The sequence below is a fragment of the Candidatus Zixiibacteriota bacterium genome, assembly GCA_029860345.1.
Taxonomy (GTDB): Bacteria; Zixibacteria; MSB-5A5; order GN15; family FEB-12; genus JAJRTA01.
In genome coordinates this window covers 114522-133525 of the sequence record JAOUBJ010000012.1, presented here as the reverse complement: position 1 = coordinate 133525, position 19004 = coordinate 114522, and the positions used below count along the sequence as shown (strand labels likewise).

The window sequence follows — 19004 nt, the reverse complement described above, 5'->3', positions numbered from 1 at the left end:
GAATCAAGGATGATTCATGAAGCTCGTCACGGCCGAGCAAATGCGGTCGATTGACCGCGAAACTATCGACAATCAAGGTATCCCCGGCGATCAACTGATGGAGAACGCCGGGCGCGGTATCGCTGATAAGCTCAACAGCCTGGTGATCGATGCATCTTCCGGTGATACCGTTACCGTATTTTGCGGGAAAGGCAACAACGGCGGGGACGGCTTTGTCGTTGGTCGATGTCTCTATCAGGCGGGGGCCAAGGTTGTCGTCTATTTCCTTGGTCCGCTGGACAAGTTACCTGCAGATGCCCGCCTGAATTTTGACCGTGCGGCCGGCGTCGGAGTCGATATGCACGAGCTCAACTCAATCGATCAATTGCCTGCAGAGCTTGACACCAACTACATCATAGATGCTATCTTCGGTACCGGATTCACCGGCGCGCCGCGCGGTCAGGCGGCTGAGTTGATCGACTATATCAATATTCAACCCCAATGCACCATCGCCATCGACCTGCCTTCCGGACTCAACGCCGATAATGGACAGCACGACGGTGTCGCTGTTCGGGCCGACTATACCTGCACGCTGGCTCTTCCCAAATATGGTCTGTTTGTAACACCGGGGCGGGAGTTGGCCGGGGCGGTTATAACCGTGCCGATAGGTATCCCTGATGGAGTGGTGGATAGTCTCGATCTGAAGACGGACCTTATCACACCCGACCGGGTTGCGAGCCTGATCCCTGAACGCAAGCCGAACGGTCATAAAGGCGACTTCGGAAAACTTTTTCTGTTGGCAGGATCGGTCGGCATGACCGGTGCGGCGGCCATGGCGGCAAAGAGCGCCTTGCGCTCAGGTTGCGGTATGGCGAAGGTGGGTTGTCCCCACACCGCCCTGCCGTTGATCGCATCTTCGGTGCTGGAGGCCACCACCTGGCCGCTGCCCGATGTGGCCAGGAAAGGCGCTTTGGCTCTGCGCGGGCTGGGTGAAGTACGTAAGCTGGCCTCCCAGCATGATGCCGTTGCCGTCGGACCGGGTGTCGGCACGCATCATGAAACGTCCGAATTGATCAGGAGATTTGTTTCAAGCCTTGAACAACCACTGGTGGTCGATGCCGATGGACTCAACGCCCTCGTCGGCCATCTGGATGTTCTTGCTAAGAAAAACGTACCTCCGATACTCACGCCGCACCCGGGCGAGTTCTGTCGACTGGCCGGCCTTGACGTCTTACCCGAAGACATTCACGAAAGAATCCAAACGGGCCAACAGTTTGCAACCGAACACCGGGTGATTCTTGTCCTCAAAGGTAGCCCCACTATCGTCGCAGGTCCCAATGGCGAGAGTTTTCTCAATCCGACCGGTAACTCAGGTATGGCTACCGGCGGCTCCGGTGACGTTCTCACCGGTGTGATCGGATCGTTTCTGGCTCAGGGCGTGAGAGCTATCGAGGCTACTTTGATCGGTGTTTTTGTCCATGGTTTGGCCGGTGATCTGGCAGCCGATCAATTGACAGAGCGTTCTGTTATCGCCGGTGATCTGATTGAGTATCTAAGCGAGGCTTACGAGACCCTCGGCTGCTGAAATGTCTGAGATCGTTTGTCCAAAATGCTCCGGACCTATGAGCAATCTCGGGATAAGTGATCTTTCCGTCAAGCAATGCCACAGATGCAGCGGAACGTGGTTGGAGTTGGCCGAGATAAAGTCACAGCTTGACAAGTCAACACAGCTTTGGGCTGTTCTCGAAAAGGGTGGGGTAGCCACCGGGCTCCCGTGTCCCACCTGTCGTTACCAACATCTATCCCGAGCTAAGTATGGTAACAGCGAGATTGATTGGTGTTCGGCCTGCAAGGGGATGTTTTTTGACCCGGGCGAACTTGAGCAGATTAGATCATCTGTACAACGAAGTCACTCGGCCGACGCGTCGGGAGCCGTCGGGACCGGTGCTGATTTGGTGGTGGACGGTGTCGGACAGGTGATTATCGAGGGCGTTTGGTGGGTCGTTGAGATGATCGTGGATGCAACCTAATCGGCGGCTCCGAAGACGGACCCACCCTACTTGCTAACTCCCCGTTTCGAGCAAGCTGACCCTGCTCACTTATGCCTGAAATCTGCCGATAGTAGAGGCAAACAGAAGCTTCAAGGGAGCAACAATGAAAATACTGATTGCAGAAGACTCGGCCCTCATCCGTCGCGGCATTGCCAAAATCGTCACCGACCAGGGGTTCAAGCCTATCGAAGCAGAGAACGGCGCCGAGGCACTGGCCAAACTCAGAAAAAACGAACGTGACATAGCGCTGGTCATTCTCGACTGGAATATGCCGTTGATGGACGGCTACGAAGTACTGTGCAAAATCCGTTCGCAGAATGACTGCGCCCATATCCCCGTACTAATGGCCACCTCCGACGGTGCCGAAGAAGATGTCATTAAGGCGATCAAAGCCGGGGCGAACTCATATCTGGTCAAGCCGTTCAAGCCTGAGGACATGGCCAGACAAATCAACGAATTGACCAACTTCAAAGCTGTCCCGAAACAATAGCGCTGGTTCAAAGCTGCCATCGGATGACTCGGCGACAGCTCTGACAATCAGAGCCATCGTGAAGAAACTGGTATACATAGGCGAAAACTTAGAGCGGGCCGACCAATTGAGACGGATTCTCTCCGACGAGTACCGTTTCGAAGCAATCGAACGCAGCCAGGCGTTCGATCTTGATGACTGCGCTCTGGTGATAATCGAAAAACGGTCCGACCCCGGTTCGCACAAGAGAAACATGGTGCGGTTTAAGTCGCTGGTCGGGTATCGCGATATTCCGATTGTTATCAGCCTCGACCAGACTGATCTGGACCGTCAACATACGCCCATCGATCATAGCTGCACTATGTTGATATCGCCTTTTGATGACGATCAAGTCCGAAGGCAAATCCAACGTGCCCTGACTAAGGTGGGCGTGGAGAGTTCTCCGGATGAAGATATCCTTCAAGTCATAGCTCAGGCGACGCGATTGGTTGTGGGACAAATAGCCGGAGTCGAAATCGTTCAAACGGGAAACTATGCCAGGAAAGAGTATCATCTGTCGGGTGAGGTCTGCGCCCTCATGCCGCTATCCGGACACCTCCAAGGATGCCTCGCGGTTGGCCTGTCGACCTTGTTGGCTCGGCGGTTGTCGGCACAAATGGCTTGTTGTGACGAAGGTGCCGTCTCCGACAGAGATTTACCGGATGGTGTCGGCGAGATTATCAACCAGATATCAGGCAAGGTCAAGACAATCATGTCGGAGCAGGACAAGTCGGTTGAAATCTCTCTTCCCGAAGTATGCCGAGTAGCCACAGGTCGGATTGCCGAGAATGATACGCTGCCGGTTCAGGTACTGCTGTTTGAGTGTGGCCGTGAGGCTTTCGCTGTTTATGTCTGCCTTCGTCAATGCGCAGACAATCCCGCCATGACAGGTGCCGGTCTGTCAACTTACTAACTCTACCGACTAATCGTTAAGAAAAGAGGTCCCCGGTCACGAAGGATGTGACCGAGCGTACGTCTGATACAATTCGTCGGCCACCAGGTAGGGGTCCGAGCGCCCGCGATAGACATCATCGACGATCTGATCAAAATCTACTTGCTCAGCCAAACGGTCAATAAACTCCCGACGAAAGCGGTGACTCAGAATAGCCAGTATCTTCTTCTGAACCTGCAATCGTCGATGCCGATCAAAATGATCGTTGGCCTTTATGAACTCAAGGTGCTCTCTGATGCGTTGATGCAACTTCTCGATACCGATAGATTGATTCGCCTGAGTAGTCACCACTTTCGTCTCCCAAGCATCTTGAGTTGATGTTCTAAGATGTAGCGCGTGCTTCAGTTCGACGGCCAAACTTTCGGCACCCTGACGATCCGCCTTGTTGACCACCATTATGTCGGCCACTTCCATCAGTCCGGCTTTCATGGTCTGCACGGCATCGCCGGACTCCGGCACAACTACCACCACGACCGTGTCACAGGCATCGACAATATCAAGTTCGACCTGGCCCACGCCTACCGTCTCGATCAGGATAATGTCGAATCCAAATGCATCCAGCACCATCGACACGTTATCGGTAGCCGACGACAATCCGCCGGTGGCGCCACGTGAGGCCATCGACCGAAAATACACTCGGCCGTCTGAGGGTAGCTCGCCCATGCGGACGCGATCTCCCAACAGGGCTCCACCGGTGAAGGGCGACGATGGGTCGACGGCAACGATTCCTACTTTGGTGCCCGCACCTGAAAGCAGGGAGGTCAGACAGTAGACCAAAGTGGACTTACCTGCGCCGGGCGGTCCCGTAACGCCGATTTTTATGGCCCGGCCGGTTTTTTTCGACAGGTCGCCCAGCAGCTTGCGAAACCCCTCCCGGCGATTCTCAACCTGAGTGATCAGGCGCGACAGTGCCCGGATATCTCCGGAGAAAAATCGGTCGAGCAACTCCATAGTTAGGCAAATCCGGTGGACAGATTACCGGCCGTCAGTTTGATGTCTTTCAACCTGAGTTGTTTGCGCGTCACGTCGTTGTAAGTGTTGTATTCAATAACGTATGCTAAGTCGACCAGGCATCCTTTGTCCGAGATCAGGCTGGCCATGTGTCCGAAGCCGAAACCTATGACGTCAAAGACCGGGTCTCCCTTGCGAACTCGCATCTTGAGATGGTTCTTTCCGACAATATAGGGCTGACCCACGACCTCGCAGTTGCGCGTCAGAAAAACCGGTCGCATATTCTGAGGACCAAAGGGCGAGAACTCTTCAAAAGTCTGCATGAGATCGTCGTTGATCTCGGTGAGTTCGATCTCCAGGTCTATGTGCAGCTTGGGAGCAATGTCCTCGTTGGTGAGATGCTTGATCGAGACTTTTTTGAACGCTTCGCGGAATTCTGTAATCTGATCGTCGCGGATCGACAGTCCGGCAGCATACTTGTGACCGCCGTATTTGATCAACAGGTGTTCGCACTCTTTCAGAGCTTCGCACAAATGGAAACCGGGGATCGAGCGCGCCGAACCTTTGCCGACACCGTCGGTTACCGAGATCATGATAGTCGGCAGATGATAGCGCTCGACTATACGACTGGCGACAATTCCAATAACCCCCTGGTGCCAACCTTCACCGGACAGAATTATTGCCCGGTCGTTATCCAGATCAACTATTTCCTGGATCTGCGCCAGAGCTTCTTTGAGCGTGGTTTCATCGATAGCCTTACGCCGCTTGTTTTCTTCGTCTAATTTGCGAGCGATCTCTGCAGCCACTTGCTCATCGCGTGTCGACAGAAGACGTACCGCCTCACCAGCCGCCCCCAGACGCCCCAGCGCATTGATCCGCGGCGCCAGAATGAAAACCACCTGACCGGTGCTGATGTCTTTACCCATCAACCCTGAAACAAAAGTCAGTGACTTAAGACCAGGCTTGGTAGTACGGGCGATCTGCCGGATGCCGAACTTGGTCAGGACGCGATTCTCACCTACCAGCGGCACGATATCCGCGGCCGTGCCCATGGCAACCAGGTCGAGATGTTCTTCCAGATCGCGTTCGTCCTGACTGTGTGATTGATACAAAGCCTGGGCGAATTTGAACGCCACCCCAACCCCGGACAGTTCGTCCGGATACCTTTCACCGTCGGTCTTTGGATTGATAATGGCGACCGCATCAGGAATCTTCTCGCCCGGTTCATGGTGGTCGGTGACAATCACATCAACACCGACCGAACGTGCGTACTCCACTTCTTCGATGGCTGTGATCCCGGTGTCGACCGTGATTATCAGAGAGACACCGGCATCTTTAGCTTGATCGATACCGTCCTTTGACAAACCGTAGCCTTCCACCAATCGATTCGGCAAGTAGAAGATAACATCGCCACCCAGCTTGCTCAGTACCATGTACAGAAGAGTAGTTGCGGTAATGCCGTCAACATCGTAGTCCCCGTAGATGACCATCTTTTCATTATTGCAGAAAGCCTGGGTAACGCGGTCGATTCCCTCCCGCATACTGGTCATGTCGTATGGGTCCCGAAGGTCGACCATCTGCGGCCGCAGGAATCGTTGGATGGTCTCAGCGCTATCAATGCCTCGTTTGACCAGAACTTTGACCACCTGCCCCGGCAGGTCGCACTCCTCAATCAAACCTGCAATCAGCGCCGCATCCGGCTCATCATCCAGGACCCATTTCAAGGGTGCGATCCGTTTTGTGTAGCTCATCAGAGCCTCCATATTACTGGAGGCTTGTCAGCAGGAGGTAAGCCGAGTTCTGTAATCCCGCCATAGGCGAGACCAACAGTCATTTATCTTGATGATCGGTTGCCCGATCATTCTTTGCGGCCCACCCGGGAATCATAGCGGGGCGAATCGACCCCTGTTCCCCTATTTGGCCTTGCTCCGGGCGGGGTTTACCCACTGCCTGCATTACTGCCGACAGCCGTGGTCTCTTACACCACGTTTTCACCCTTACCCGCCAAAGACGGGCGGTATAGTTTCTGCGGCACTTTCCATCGGATCACTCCGCCCCGGTGTTACCGGGCGCCCTGATTCTGTGGAGCTCGGACTTTCCTCACTCTAAATTTTCATCTAAAGCGCGACTGTTTCTCCTACTTTAACAAGCCTTCATCTATAAACCAAAACACACTAACATCCATTTCAATCCTCCCCCCACTCAAAACATACGTCTGTAATTGGGCGCCTCTTTGGTGATAGGCACCGAATGCGGATGAGACTCCGTCACACCGGCTGATGTAATACGGACCATGGTCGACTCTTGTGCAAAACTCTCCAGGTTGGCGGCGCCGCAAATCCCCATACCGGCCCTGAGTCCACCCACCAGTTGATGCACCGACTCGGCCAACTCTCCTTTATACGGCACTCGGCCTTCGATTCCCTCCGGAACGAGCTTGCCGGCATCCTCCTCAAATTCCTGAAAATAGCGGTCCTTGCTGCCTTCTCTCATCGAGCCCAGGGAGCCCATTCCTCGGTACACCTTGAAGGAACGACCCTCAAAGAGCACGGTTTCGCCGGGAGATTCTTCGGTGCCTGCGAATAACGATCCAATCATAACCGCCTGGGCGCCACAGGCCAGCGCCTTGGCAACATCGCCGGAATATCGAACGCCACCGTCGGCCACAACCGGAGTTCCGGTTTTTTGGGCAGCTTCCACCGCATTTACAATCGCCGTGACCTGCGGCACACCGGCGCCGGTCACAATTCTCGTGGTGCATATAGAGCCGGGGCCGATACCTATTTTTATACAATCAGCACCGGCCTCGATCAGAGCTTTGGCGCCGTCACCGGTAGCAACATTACCGGCCATCACCGGTACCTCCGGATGCGCTTTTTTTAGGGCCGTGACTGACTTTATTACGCCCTCACTGTGGCCGTGTGAAGAGTCGATTACTAACAGATCCACCCCGGCTGCAACCAATACCGGCGCTCTGGCCACAAGGTCCTGACCCACTCCCACAGCCGCGCCCACACGAAGACGACCCTGCTCATCTTTGCAGGCCAAGGGGTATTGTATCTTCTTGACGATGTCCTTGACGGTGATCATCCCGGTGAGGTTCTGGTTTTCATCGACAATCAAAAGCTTCTCAATACGATGCTGGTGCAACAGGTCCTTGGCTTTATCGAGGTCGGTCCCCTGTTTGACCGTCACCAGATCCTTGCTGGTCATAACCTCGGAGATGGGGACCGAGGGATCGCGGTGGAAACGCAGGTCACGGTTGGTAAGGATACCGACCAACCGACCACTCTCGGTAATCGGGATTCCTGAAATAGAGAATCGCTTCATCACTTCCAGGGCATCGCCTATAGTCCTGTTGGGGGGGAGCGTGATCGGATCGACAATCATACCCGATTCAGATTTTTTAACTTTGTCAACCTCGCCGGCCTGCGCCTCGGGGTCGAGGTTTTTGTGGATGATGCCGATTCCACCCTGACGGGCCAGCGCAATAGCCAGCCTGGACTCGGTAACGGTATCCATAGCCGCCGACAAGAGAGGGATATTCATTTTGATGCCGGGAGCGATTGTGGTTGTAACATCGACATCACGCGGCAACACCACCGAGTGCGCCGGCACAAGAAGTACATCGTCAAAAGTGAGGGCGACTTGCTCTAGAACCTTGGCCATAAAAAGTCTTCCCTGACATGCCGTGGGTGGGATAGGTATCCCGACCTAATTGGACTCCTCACCATCCCAGAACAGGAGTCGACCACAGTTTTCACAGGTGTGAATGCGATCACCTTTCTTTATCTCCTGGACTTTTCTAGGCGTCAGCGCTTTGTGGCAGGAACCGCAGGCACGCTTTTTGACCATCACCACCGCCGTTCCACCCTTGCCCTTGCGGACCCGTTCATAGATGGAGCGGGTAGGCCGGGGAATCTCTTTAGATATCCGGTCGCGCTCGTTTTCTTTGGCGGCCATAGTGTCACCGATAGAGTCGATTTTGTTCTGGAGAATAGACAGCTGTTTGGAGTTTGTGTCCTGGGCCGACTCCGATTTTTCGTTATACTCGGCGATTTCTTTTTCCAGTTCGGCGATACGTTCTTCGGTGCCCAGAAACTCGGTTTCTTGTTTGGATATATCCTGCTTGATAGCATCAATCTGAGCCACAAGCGCGTCATACTCCTTGTTGGTCTTGATTGACATCATCTGCTGTTGATACTTTTGCAGCTCAGCTTCTTTGGATGCGATTTCCAATTCGAGGGTTTTGACTGAAACCTTCTTGGACTCGAATTCGGTGGTACAGGTTTCCAGTTTGCTTTTGGCTTCCTCGATCTCGTTGCGCAGATTATCCATCATATCGGGAAGATATTCTTTGGACCGTTCCAACTCACCAAGATCATAGTCGATAATCTGTAGTTTCAACAGCAGTTCGAGATCGTTCGGCATCACACCTCCTTCTGCCACCAGCGGCTTATTCATCGGCACCTCAAATGAAAAACGCATCCCCCTGATCTGGCAGGAGAATGCGTTCTCTTATCTTTATGTCGTCCTGTGTTGTCGCCCGTCATTCGACAGGCTCGACCACGGTCGACGCTGTGGTGTTTGTCAGGTTTGTTGATCGTCATCTTGCAAACTGGGCAATACTGGATTCGAACCAGTGACCTCTCGGATGTGAACCGAACGCTCTAACCAACTGAGCTAATTGCCCGACAACCTTCTTTCCTTCCTTCATGGGCCCTGCAGGACTCGAACCTGCGACCCGCTGATTATGAGTCAGCTGCTCTAACCAACTGAGCTAAGGGCCCAAATTTGGCCGAGTCTTATAGTTTAAGCAAAAACTATAAGACCGTCAAGCGATTTAATCAAAACCTCGTCGACCCGAAAAGGTTCCTGGCTTTCGCCTGGGTTGTCGGGTGGCCCGAAGAGTACCGGTAGGGCGGGTCCGTCTTCGCCTGCGCGCCGCGGCGTGAACCCGCCACTATCAGAAGCAAGTCGAAACCCCTGGCCCGCAGGGCTGCCGCAGGCAGGTTTCGACAACTTCATTCTAGTTCACCCTTCGGCATCGCTTAGGCTGAGGTTGCCCCTCGACTCCACTCGGGGGGACAGAAGAGACGCACAGAGTTGTTATTGCCTGGGTGGATTAGGCCTTGACAGAATAGACTAATCGGCCTATTCTACAGTGGAAGAATGCAGTCAAAGAGTAACTAGCGGGTGGATTAGTTCTCGTTTTCGGCTGCTGACCAGAGGTGATTTTAATGAAAAACACGCTATTGTCAAAAACTGCTATCCCCGTGCTGGTTCTTTATATGCTGGTTTCGTTGCCTGCATGTGGAGATAAATCGCTCGATACCGGGGATTCGGATCAGCCCAATGCCTTTCGTATCCCACGTCTTGATGAGCCTTCTCATTTCGATGCCACCGAAGAGTATATGGGTGTAGTTTCCGACAACAAGCATAGCTTCCAGTTGTTTGATCTCCAGGGGAATGTCGTGTTCTCCGAGCACTTGGATCCTGGCGGGTTTTTCATGGTGCAGATGCGTGACTACGACGGCTTTTTCATTCTCGGTCGCACCGATCGCAAGGGTTCTGAGATGTATGCGGCATACGATTATTCGGGGCAACAACTACTTGATATGTGGTGTCGGGCTTTGTTGCGGGCATTCCCGTCAGGGCAGTACTACTTCACTGAGAATGATAATACCCTAATGGAGTCGAGTCCTGGAAAGCCAACAATCTACGATTCGCAAGGCAACATGCTGGCAGAGTTCTCGATCACAACCGACTCGTGGGAGATGACGGCTGTGAACGACTCATTGTTGGTGCTGGAGCATTACGATAGAGTGCAATTGATTTCCGTACCCGACATGAGCATAATCAGCGATATCGCAGTCAACGGTGTGCGCCCCGCCGGCGCCAGTATGAAAAGGTCACTCAGTTCGGATGGGACGCACTACGCCTACCTCACGGCCAAGCACATCGTGGTTTGCGATCTCTACAATGAGTCGGTAGCTCTTGTTCCCCTGGACACGTTTGACGATATTCCTATTTCACCGGCCATCTTCCTCTCGCCGAACGGAGACTATCTGCTCATTCACCATAACCCCCTGCGAACGCAGACTATTGATGTGCTTGCAAAAGATGGGGAGAGGTACGTCAAAACAGTAGACGACTTCACGATTCCGATGGAAGCCGGTTATATTCCTCCTGTTGGAGGCACGTTTGTTTCTGAGCATATCTTCGCTGCATCTTTTGCCAGTTGGGGGTCCAACGGTCTTCAACCCAGGACGTTCCTTTACAGGTTCGACACAGCCGAAGCCGTTGCCAGTGGACTGGCTCTGGAGGGTTTCATCTGGATCAATCCCCAATCGCCGGAACGCATCAACAGGCTTACAATAGACAGCGAAGCGGGCACAGCATCGATCAGTGAGTTCAATTTGGGCGATATGTAGTAGTGGACAGCACGGCAGCCGCTCCAACGGTAACTCTACCCACTCCACACAAAACGCGGCTGCACATCCGTTAGAATAAGGACCTATCCCATGAACACAGATTGACGCAGACCAAGATCAAACAGGCTTCGCAATCACCATCGATTCTATTAGGTGTGAATAGAAAATACACCAAACGAACCCATTTGCTCAGAGGGGGGGGGTCGCCAAAGACTTTTTTTCGTAAAACAAACCCATTTCACCGGCGTGTGCAGGCCCCTCGACTCCGCTCGGGGTGACAGAAGATGGATGCCGGGTCAAAGCCCGGAATGACAGTCAGTGCTCAGCATGAGGTTGGCCCCTCGACTCCGCTCGGGGTGACAGAAGTGACGCGCGAAGCGCCAAGAGCCCATTTATGGGTGGTTTATCACCGCGAAGCGCAAAAGGCCATTTATGGCCGCGAAACGCGAGAAACAGGTTTGCCTGTCACCCCCAAAGCGGCTTTGAGGGTGCCACCCGACGTAGGGAGCGCAGCAAACTCATTTGCGAGTGGTGTTGGGCGACCCCGCCCGACACCTGCCGTGCGCCCCATCGGCGGTCAGGCGAGTCGCCTAACCGCACCAAACAAAAAAACCGGTGGCTGAATAAACAACCACCGGCGGCCATAAATGGCTTTTATGTTATAATCTAAGGGCTGCTACTCTTTTGGAGTATCCTCCTCCGATGTGTCATCAGTAGAGGCAGCAGCGGCGTCCGAGGGTGCGTCCGTTGTTTCGGCAGCAGCCTCTTCAGTCGCAGCTTCAACGGCAGGCGCTTCTTCGACAGCAGCCTCTGCTTCAGCCGGAGCTTTGGCAGCTTCAGTCTCAGGAGCGGTATCGGCCGTCGGGTCCACCGTTTCTGTTTCGGCCGGGGTTGTCTCGGCTGCCGGTTCGGGAACCGTCGCCTTCAACTCGTCCGGCATAGCATCACCCATGGCTGTTCCTTTGGGCTGGTGCTTGGCCAGAAACTCATCGTACTCCGACTGCTCACGCTTTTTGTAGTAAGCAACAACCGACAGCACCACTTTGCGCTGGTTCTTGTCGAGTTCAATCACTTGCAGGGGAATAGACTCCCCTTCGGTGAACCCGGTATCGGCCTGGTCGAGATCGCGATGACCCAGTTGTGCCATCGGGACGAATCCCTCAAGATCACCATCGAGATCAACCACGATACCGCGGTCGAGCACTTTGGCGATATTACCGAGACAATCGGTGCCAACGGCATACTTGCGGGAAATCTCCGGCCATGGGTCTTCGGTCAGTTGCTTGAAGCCAAGAGAAATCCGGCGGTTATCGTGATCGATCTTGAGGATCTTGATTTCCACCTGATCGCTCTTTTTCATGATCTCAGAAGGATGCTGAATCCGTTTGGTCCAGGACATGTCAGAGATATGCACCAGGCCGTCGATCCCTTCTTCGAGTTCGACGAAGGCACCAAAGGCCGTCAAGTTGCGCACCTTACCGGAGACAACCTTGTTGACCGGGAATTTCTCTTCGATCGTTCCCCAGGGGTCCGGCTCCATCTGCTTGATGCCGAGCGAGAGTTTCTCGTTCTCTTTATCCACCGAGAGAATCACCGCCTCGACCTGGTCGTTGACGTTGAGAATCTTGGAGGGATGCTTGATATGCTGTGTCCAGGACATCTCGGAGATATGAATCAACCCCTCGACACCTTTCTCCAGTTCGACAAAGGCGCCGAAATCTGTTATAGACACAACCCGTCCGGTGACCTTCTTGCCCAGCGGGTATTTTTGCTCGATATTTTCCCACGGATAAGGTGTCATCTGTTTCAGTCCGAGCGAGATGCGCGACGTCTTCTCGTCGAAGTCGAGAATCTTGACATCGATCTTGGCGCTCAGATTGACCATCTCGGAAGGATGACGAATCCGTCCCCACGACATATCGGTGATGTGCAACAATCCGTCGACACCACCGAGGTCGATGAAAACACCGAAGTCGGTAATATTTTTGACCACGCCCTGACGAATCTGGCCCACCGCAATCTCGCTTAAGAGCGACGAACGCATGGACTCGCGCTGCTCTTCCAGCACGACCCGGCGAGATATTACGATGTTGCGTCTGGTCTTGTTGATCTTGATGATCTTCACGCTCATCATCTGGTTGATCAGAGCGTCGAAATCAGGCACTTGTCTGAGCGCCACCTGCGAGCCGGGAAGGAATGCATCGACACCCATGATGTCAACAACGAGGCCACCCTTGATGCGGCGCATGACCCGGCCTTCGATCTGTTCACCGGCATCGTGGACTTCTCGAATCTTGTCCCAGATGCGCATGAAGTCGGCCTTCTGCTTGGACAGAATGAGTTGCCCGAAGGAGTCTTCGATCTGCTCCAGGAAGACTTCGATTTCATCGCCCACTTTGATGTTGAGCGGGGCCGGGAATTCATCGATAGGGATGATTCCCTCGCTTTTGAAACCGACATCGACGATGACATCATCGCGGGTTACACCCATGACGGTTCCGGATACGACTTCTCCTTCGCGGATGGACCGGATGGTCGAGTCGTACATGTCCACCATAGACTGGTAGTCGGCTATGTCGTAGACGACTCCGGATACGTCGGTGATTTTGACGGCCGCTACCTCGGGGATAGCTTCCGGCGCCGGCATCGACGAGCGGACTTTGGCTTTTTCCACCATACGCTGGTGGCGAGCGGTCATTACCCGTTCGGTCTTTTCCTTTTGCTTTACCTCGACCTTTTCCACTGTAGCAGTGGCGGCCTTGGTGAGCTTGGTCTTGACCTTTTTAGTCTTTTTGGCAGCGCCGAATTTGCGCTTGGAGACACTGGCGGGCGGTTTTGTGGTTGCGGAATTTTTGGCTTCGGCCATTTACGGTTAAGAACCTCCTTACATTGGCCCCAACGGTTTTGATTTTTTCCCTTGAGGGAAAACCGTCAGGACGCCGCGTTAATTTCGCGGCAGCCGCTTAAGCTAACCCGAAATCCGAAAATATCAAGGCATTTCTGAGATATTTGCGACCCCTTTAATAATCGGACGACCCGGCGGCATTGTTAACAGTATGAGCCTCGTTTCTAAGCGATCCGATCCGCTCCATTACCGCTTCCGCGATCTGGGTATAGCTCTCCTTAGTGGCGTCGAACGACTCCACCCAGTCGGCCTCAAGCGGTCGCCCGTAAGTAATGCTAAGTCTGCTTGTGCCCAGCAGACAGGCCTTCAGACGGTTGGAGCCCTGGATCAGAGCAGGCACTATCGGGCACTTGGCCCGCACTGCGACCATGCCGACACCCGGTTTGGGTGTCAGAAAGTGGCCCTCTTTGGCCCGTGTCCCTTCCGGGAAAACAGTCAATACGTTGCCGGCCTTGAGAGTCTCGACACACAAATCCAGCGCCACGCGGTCGATGGTTCCGCGCCTGAGCGGCAGGGCGTTGGTTCGTTTTATAATGCCGCCGAACAGCGGGTTCTTAAACAGCTCCTGCTTGGCCATGAAGTAGACCTGCCGGGGCACCCAACTGCCGACCAGCGGCGGGTCCCAATAGGACAGGTGATTGCTGGCCAAAATGAAGCCACCCTCAGGCGGCAGGTTCTCCTGGCCACGTACTTTGGCCCGGAGGAAAAGACCGAAGATAATCCGAGTCAGCGAACGCCCCGTATAGTACAGAATCTTCATACCTATTTGATAACCGAGCGGATGAGCGCAATAATCTGATCGACCTGGCCTTCGATTGTTAGATTCGAGGTGTCGACCGTGTAGGCATCTTTGGCTTTGGTCAAGGGCGAGTGAGCGCGCCCGGAGTCATACTTATCGCGCCGAATGATATCCGCTTCTTGTTCCTCGACCGTGGTACTGACACCCATGTGCGAGAGGTCCAGCAGCCGCCGTCGGGCACGGGTGCGGGTGTCGGCATCGAGATAGATTTTTATATCGGCCCGGGGGAACACCACGGTGGTGGTGTCGCGGCCCTCGGCTACGATGGAGCCATTCCTGGCCATCTGCCGTTGACGTGCAACCATCGCCTCACGCACTGTTTTGTGCGCGGATACTTCGGAGACATGTTTGGTGACTTCGACCGATCGAATCTCACTGGTCACATCGTGTTCACCCACGAGCACACGGTTGACTTCGTCCTCGGTCTTAAACTCAAGCGGCATCTTCTGAGCCACCTCACCGAGTTTGTCAGCGTCCGACAGTTCAATTTTTGCCTTGAGGGCAAACCAGGTGATGGCACGGTACATAGCGCCGGTATCAAGATAGGTGTACCCCAGCCGCGCGGCCAGCATCCGCGATGTTGTCGATTTGCCCGATCCGGCGGGGCCGTCGATCGCGATGATTTTCCCTTTCAGCCGGGCGAGATGCAGGACAGACTCACTCATGGTGGGCATGGTAGGGGATGGGCTGCCTGAGCGCAATGGAAAAGTCGCCGTTTAACGAAGCATTACCCTCACTCCCCCGGCCACAGGCTGTGCATCAGGGCGTCCAGCTTTTTGACTGAGGCGCTGTCACCCTGCTCTACCAGGTATCGGTTCAAGGTGAGAAGAGCCGGGCGATAGCTGTTGGTCATGTCCTGAGAGACTTGATCCAACAGAGCCTCGCCGCCAAGCCCGCGATATGAGAACTCTTCGAACACATTATGCTTTAGAGCGGTATAGTTGGTGCGCTTGGCAGAGTCCGGCACCAGCCGATAGGCGAAACCATCAAGCCTGAGAAACTGATCCAATCCCAGCGGAATGCGGCCGGTCATACCGACCGAAATATACACCGGACGACGCCAGCGATTGGTCTGGATGATGTCCAGAAAAACCTGATCGGCTACCAGCAAGAACTGATCGTTGAAGGTCGGCGCCACTATGAACTCCACCGGCAGACTGTCGCGCCCGGTCGTGTAGATTGTCACGGTGTGGCTGTCGACGGCTCGAACATTCAGGTCGAGCAGACTCTCTTCGGTAAGCGACCAGGGTATGTCCGGTTCAAACTTGAGACGGGTCCTGAGATGCCACTCGGTGTTCATGAGCGAATAGTTCAAGCAGGTAACATCGGTGCGATACCCTTCAACCAATTGCAAATACCACAATGGGAAGGTGTCTGAGTCGCCGCCGGTTATCAGGATAGCACCCGGCTCACATGTTTTCAGAAGGTTGCGGCCGAATTCAAGCGGCGTGTAGTTGCCGCTCTGGTCGTTGATCTTCCAGTTGGCAAAAAGGGCGTTCAGCGGCAGAGCGATTACGAGTAGCAATGAGACCAGCCAGACAACCAAAGCACGTTCGCCAAACAGACGAGGCAGGTATCTTATGACGGTGTAACAACCGTATCCGATCCAGACAGTGAAGATCATGTACGAAGCCATGAAGTGCCGGTCCATTTTGCGGAAGTAATTTTCGGGCACGTTCAGGTAAATGATCGCAACCACACTGACACTGAGAAACATGGCCAGGACTCTCAGCGCCTGTCGGTAATCTCTGAAAAAATGGCAGACCATACCAACCAGCCCGACAACCAGAGGTAGGCCATACATTCCATTCCATTTGACACCGAGCGTGGCGTGATCGAAGCCGACGAAGTTCCATCCGAGGTATCTCAGGTATTCATGTTTGATCTGCGTGGACCACACCGGACCATTGCGCTGCAACAGGTCAGTTCCGAACGCGGCCACCCCGGACTGCTTGAGGGCCAAATAGTCCCAAAGACCAGCCAGCGTGTCGGGGTCGGACATGTTTATCCAGGGGTCAAGCTGGGCGCGAAACATGTTGAACGATTGTAACGACAGCCCCAGCATGAAGAGCAAGACTCCACCCAGCCATAACCTTCCCGAAGTAAGCAGGCGCGGTCGACGGAGAAGCACGACGACCAGGAAGCCTGGGATGAACAGGATGTTACTGCGATGAACGCTAACATCCAGCCCCAAAACAAAAACCGCCAATAGCAGGAGATTACCGGCGCTCTCGGCATCGGGGTCTTCCCACCAACGCACCGCGAGATAGAACAAGACAGCGGCGCACAACAGACTCAGCCCATAAGGGTTGGTGAAAATCGCATGGGACCAGACACTGACAGCAAAAGCCAACGTCAAAGAGGCCAAGAGTGAGCCGGCAACAATCGCAGTTTGATCAGGTGCTTCCTTGACCGATACTGCGCGCAACATGCGCACGATCGTAAAGTAGACAACCGTCACCGCCGCGGCCGTGGCCAGCGCTATCATGACATTGAGTCGTACCGCCGGGGACGTTATAAACGTGAGGACAGAGAACAAGCGACCTATGAGTTGCAGCAGCAGCGATCCGGGCGCACTATCGACCCCCATCGTGATACTTGATGCAATGTACCCAGCACTATCCCACCAACGCGGACCCGGCCAAAGGGTCAGGCAGTAAGTAATGAGCGCTAAAGCAAACACGCCCAAACCGGCAAAACGGCTGGTCGAGACATCCTCGCCTGCGGTTGATTCGTGGTTCGGTTCCGAGCAGCGCGGCCACAAGCCGAGCGGCAGTAGCACCAGATATCCCAGCACCAGGAGCAGCGGCGCCAATGTCATGCTCCAGAACGAATCCACCGGCGGCATGCGCAAACTGATGAAGCCCAGTACCACTACGATCAAACCGAGATAGAAACTAAGCGATGGGTGCTTTATGGAATGCATCCGCTCTCCTTGCATTCTGTCAGATTCCGGACTGGGATGGTTTCTAAGTGTGATGATCGTGGACTTCGCGACTGTTGTCAAGTTGGGAGTTTCGACAGGCAAACCGCCACCCTTCGACTCCGCTCAGGGTGAGGTCATAAGGTGCGTAGCGCCAAGAAGCGACTTGTCGCCTTGGCCGGCCTGCACCTTTTGTCATTCCGGCGAAGGCCGGAATCCAGTCTTCTCTTGCGTTGTGCCCGCCGAGTCTTCAGACTCGGTGGGATTATGGCCGAGTCTGAAGACTCGACCATCACAACGCAAATGATGCTGGCCCAACCTCGTGCTGAGCGGAGTCGAAGCATAAACTTCGGGCGGGCCGGGGCGCCCAACGGCACTTTCACGTTGTGTCAGGTCTGGGCTGCGCCAAAGGCGAGGTTGTGACCTGACACAGGCAGGCCACAAAACCTCAACCTTGCCTTGGATCAAATGCTTCTGTTTATTGTCGGATGAGACTGTCGTCGTTGTTTCTGCTATTGCCGGTGTTCTTCTGGGGTATCTCGTATATCGCCATCAAAGTGGTGCTGCGTGAACTCGAACCGGTGGAGATGATCTCAGCGCGCTTCCTTCTGGCTGCCCCGACTTTGTTTATCATCATAAAGGCCAAGGGTCTCAGGATCTGGCCGGTGGAGAAAAAGTGGGGCCTTTTCGCAGCGTCGTTTTTGGTTTTTCTGCATTTCTGGGTGATGGCTACCGGCATGAAAGAGACAGCTGCCTCCAACACTGCCTGGATTCTGACAACGGCGCCGATATTCGTGGCTGCGCTGGCCTGGTTCTATCTGAAAGAACCGTTCAGCAAACACCATTGGACAGGGTTCATCTTAGCTACCCTTGGCGTTGTCGTGTTGACCGCCAACGGAAGCTGGGGAAACTTAGCCTGGATCAACTCGCGCGGTGATGTAATCGTGCTCGGTTCGTGCGTGACCTGGGGATTCTACACGGTGGCCACGCGCGACATTACCAAAAAGGTCCATCCTTTGGTGGCCACTTTTTGGATGACACTTGTGGCAGGGGCGGTGTTCATTCCATACACTCTGGCCACCAGCGGGTTCGACGTTTTCCTTGAGATGCAACCGATAACAAGCGTTAGCCTGGTTTTTCTTGGTGTGTTATGTTTAGCTGTTTCGTTTTGGTTGTGGGCGGAGGGGTTGGCGCGTTACACGGCGGCTGATGTTGGCGCGTACTTGTACATCGAACCATTGTTCACGATGGTTGCTGCATGGTTGTTGATCAATGAGTCTATTACTGTCTGGATTTTGCTTGGCGCTGCTTTGATCACCTTCGGCGTCTACGTCTCCGAACGCAAGGGTAAGGTGAAGTTAACCGAGCATGATGTGTGAGGGGGGGTAAGGGCTAGCGAGAGCGTCATTTCCGGGTGGCACCCACCAAGCCTCTATGGGGATGATTCTTGTTGCCCGCCCCAAACGAGTTTAAGGCGGGCATCCACGGTAAGTCGAGGAAAT

15 protein-coding genes, 2 tRNA genes and 1 other RNA gene are annotated in these 19004 nt (G+C 54.3%); 7 read left to right on the top strand and 11 right to left on the bottom strand.

Features of this window, described 5'->3' with window-relative positions:
- The first annotated feature begins 16 nt into the window (after window positions 1-16).
- From OEV49_12785 to OEV49_12770, 4 genes are all read left to right on the top strand, one after another.
- On the top strand, window positions 17-1564 hold the full coding sequence (locus tag OEV49_12785) for an NAD(P)H-hydrate dehydratase (GenBank protein MDH3891949.1): 1548 nt from the start codon (window positions 17-19) through the stop codon (window positions 1562-1564).
- Window position 1565: 1 nt separating this feature from the next.
- Window positions 1566-2009 (top strand): zf-TFIIB domain-containing protein, encoded by a 444-nt coding sequence (locus tag OEV49_12780; GenBank protein MDH3891948.1) that lies wholly within the window; start codon window positions 1566-1568, stop codon window positions 2007-2009.
- A gap of 124 nt (window positions 2010-2133) precedes the next feature.
- On the top strand, window positions 2134-2520 hold the full coding sequence (locus OEV49_12775; GenBank protein ID MDH3891947.1) for a response regulator: 387 nt from the start codon (window positions 2134-2136) through the stop codon (window positions 2518-2520).
- Between the two features lie 58 nt (window positions 2521-2578).
- Window positions 2579-3451, top strand: coding sequence for a chemotaxis protein CheX (locus tag OEV49_12770; GenBank protein ID MDH3891946.1), 873 nt, complete (start codon window positions 2579-2581; stop codon window positions 3449-3451).
- Window positions 3452-3487: 36 nt separating this feature from the next.
- Here OEV49_12770 and meaB read toward each other — a convergent pair whose 3' ends face one another.
- The 7 genes from meaB to OEV49_12735 form a co-directional block, all read right to left on the bottom strand.
- Window positions 3488-4441, bottom strand: coding sequence for a methylmalonyl Co-A mutase-associated GTPase MeaB (meaB, locus tag OEV49_12765; protein MDH3891945.1), 954 nt, complete (start codon window positions 4439-4441; stop codon window positions 3488-3490).
- A 2-nt stretch (window positions 4442-4443) separates the two neighbouring features.
- Window positions 4444-6192 carry a single-stranded-DNA-specific exonuclease RecJ gene (gene recJ, locus OEV49_12760; GenBank protein MDH3891944.1) on the bottom strand — a complete coding sequence of 583 codons (1749 nt, stop codon included), beginning with the start codon at window positions 6190-6192 and terminating at the stop codon, window positions 4444-4446.
- 23 nt (window positions 6193-6215) lie between these two features.
- An RNA gene (rnpB, locus tag OEV49_12755) (RNase P RNA component class A) lies at window positions 6216-6585 on the bottom strand.
- A 58-nt stretch (window positions 6586-6643) separates the two neighbouring features.
- Window positions 6644-8110, bottom strand: a complete 1467-nt coding sequence (guaB, locus tag OEV49_12750; GenBank protein MDH3891943.1) for an IMP dehydrogenase — start codon at window positions 8108-8110, stop codon at window positions 6644-6646.
- A gap of 45 nt (window positions 8111-8155) precedes the next feature.
- Complete coding sequence (locus OEV49_12745) at window positions 8156-8905, bottom strand: C4-type zinc ribbon domain-containing protein (protein ID MDH3891942.1); 750 nt, start codon at window positions 8903-8905, stop codon at window positions 8156-8158.
- A 155-nt stretch (window positions 8906-9060) separates the two neighbouring features.
- Window positions 9061-9134 (bottom strand) — tRNA-Val (locus OEV49_12740).
- Between the two features lie 23 nt (window positions 9135-9157).
- A tRNA-Ile gene (locus tag OEV49_12735) sits at window positions 9158-9231 on the bottom strand.
- A 450-nt stretch (window positions 9232-9681) separates the two neighbouring features.
- On the opposite strand from OEV49_12735, the gene OEV49_12730 reads away from it, so the two are divergent.
- The gene (locus OEV49_12730) at window positions 9682-10875 is read left to right on the top strand and encodes a hypothetical protein (protein MDH3891941.1); all 1194 of its coding nucleotides are present in this window, start codon (window positions 9682-9684) and stop codon (window positions 10873-10875) included.
- A gap of 676 nt (window positions 10876-11551) precedes the next feature.
- Here OEV49_12730 and rpsA read toward each other — a convergent pair.
- The 4 genes from rpsA to OEV49_12710 all read right to left on the bottom strand — a co-directional run bounded on the left by rpsA (window position 11552) and on the right by OEV49_12710 (window position 17505).
- Window positions 11552-13741: a 30S ribosomal protein S1 gene (rpsA, locus tag OEV49_12725; protein ID MDH3891940.1), complete on the bottom strand. Its 2190-nt coding sequence runs from the start codon at window positions 13739-13741 to the stop codon at window positions 11552-11554.
- A gap of 154 nt (window positions 13742-13895) precedes the next feature.
- Window positions 13896-14540: a 1-acyl-sn-glycerol-3-phosphate acyltransferase gene (locus OEV49_12720; GenBank protein MDH3891939.1), complete on the bottom strand. Its 645-nt coding sequence runs from the start codon at window positions 14538-14540 to the stop codon at window positions 13896-13898.
- A gap of 2 nt (window positions 14541-14542) precedes the next feature.
- Window positions 14543-15244: a (d)CMP kinase gene (cmk, locus tag OEV49_12715; protein MDH3891938.1), complete on the bottom strand. Its 702-nt coding sequence runs from the start codon at window positions 15242-15244 to the stop codon at window positions 14543-14545.
- Window positions 15245-15312: 68 nt separating this feature from the next.
- Window positions 15313-17505 carry a DUF2723 domain-containing protein gene (locus tag OEV49_12710; GenBank protein MDH3891937.1) on the bottom strand — a complete coding sequence of 731 codons (2193 nt, stop codon included), beginning with the start codon at window positions 17503-17505 and terminating at the stop codon, window positions 15313-15315.
- Window positions 17506-17769: 264 nt separating this feature from the next.
- Here OEV49_12710 and OEV49_12705 point away from each other — a divergent pair, with 264 nt between their 5' ends.
- Entirely contained in the window at window positions 17770-17925 is a 156-nt protein-coding gene (locus OEV49_12705) for a hypothetical protein (GenBank protein ID MDH3891936.1), read from the top strand.
- Window positions 17926-18005: 80 nt separating this feature from the next.
- Window positions 18006-18881: a DMT family transporter gene (locus OEV49_12700; protein ID MDH3891935.1), complete on the top strand. Its 876-nt coding sequence runs from the start codon at window positions 18006-18008 to the stop codon at window positions 18879-18881.
- The last annotated feature ends 123 nt before the right edge of the window (window positions 18882-19004 follow it).

Bases quoted from the DNA above. Each gene is read 5' to 3' on its own strand.
- OEV49_12785 (MDH3891949.1), top strand. From the start codon at position 17: ATGAAGCTCGTCACGGCCGAGCAAATGCGGTCGATTGACCGCGAAACT.
- OEV49_12780 (MDH3891948.1), top strand. From the start codon at position 1,566: ATGTCTGAGATCGTTTGTCCAAAATGCTCCGGACCTATGAGCAATCTC.
- OEV49_12775 (MDH3891947.1), top strand. From the start codon at position 2,134: ATGAAAATACTGATTGCAGAAGACTCGGCCCTCATCCGTCGCGGCATT.
- meaB (MDH3891945.1), bottom strand. From the start codon at position 4,441: ATGGAGTTGCTCGACCGATTTTTCTCCGGAGATATCCGGGCACTGTCG.
- recJ (MDH3891944.1), bottom strand. From the start codon at position 6,192: ATGAGCTACACAAAACGGATCGCACCCTTGAAATGGGTCCTGGATGAT.
- guaB (MDH3891943.1), bottom strand. From the start codon at position 8,110: ATGGCCAAGGTTCTAGAGCAAGTCGCCCTCACTTTTGACGATGTACTT.
- OEV49_12745 (MDH3891942.1), bottom strand. From the start codon at position 8,905: ATGAATAAGCCGCTGGTGGCAGAAGGAGGTGTGATGCCGAACGATCTC.
- OEV49_12730 (MDH3891941.1), top strand. From the start codon at position 9,682: ATGAAAAACACGCTATTGTCAAAAACTGCTATCCCCGTGCTGGTTCTT.
- rpsA (MDH3891940.1), bottom strand. From the start codon at position 13,741: ATGGCCGAAGCCAAAAATTCCGCAACCACAAAACCGCCCGCCAGTGTC.
- OEV49_12720 (MDH3891939.1), bottom strand. From the start codon at position 14,540: ATGAAGATTCTGTACTATACGGGGCGTTCGCTGACTCGGATTATCTTC.
- cmk (MDH3891938.1), bottom strand. From the start codon at position 15,244: ATGAGTGAGTCTGTCCTGCATCTCGCCCGGCTGAAAGGGAAAATCATC.
- OEV49_12710 (MDH3891937.1), bottom strand. From the start codon at position 17,505: ATGCATTCCATAAAGCACCCATCGCTTAGTTTCTATCTCGGTTTGATC.
- OEV49_12705 (MDH3891936.1), top strand. From the start codon at position 17,770: ATGGCCGAGTCTGAAGACTCGACCATCACAACGCAAATGATGCTGGCC.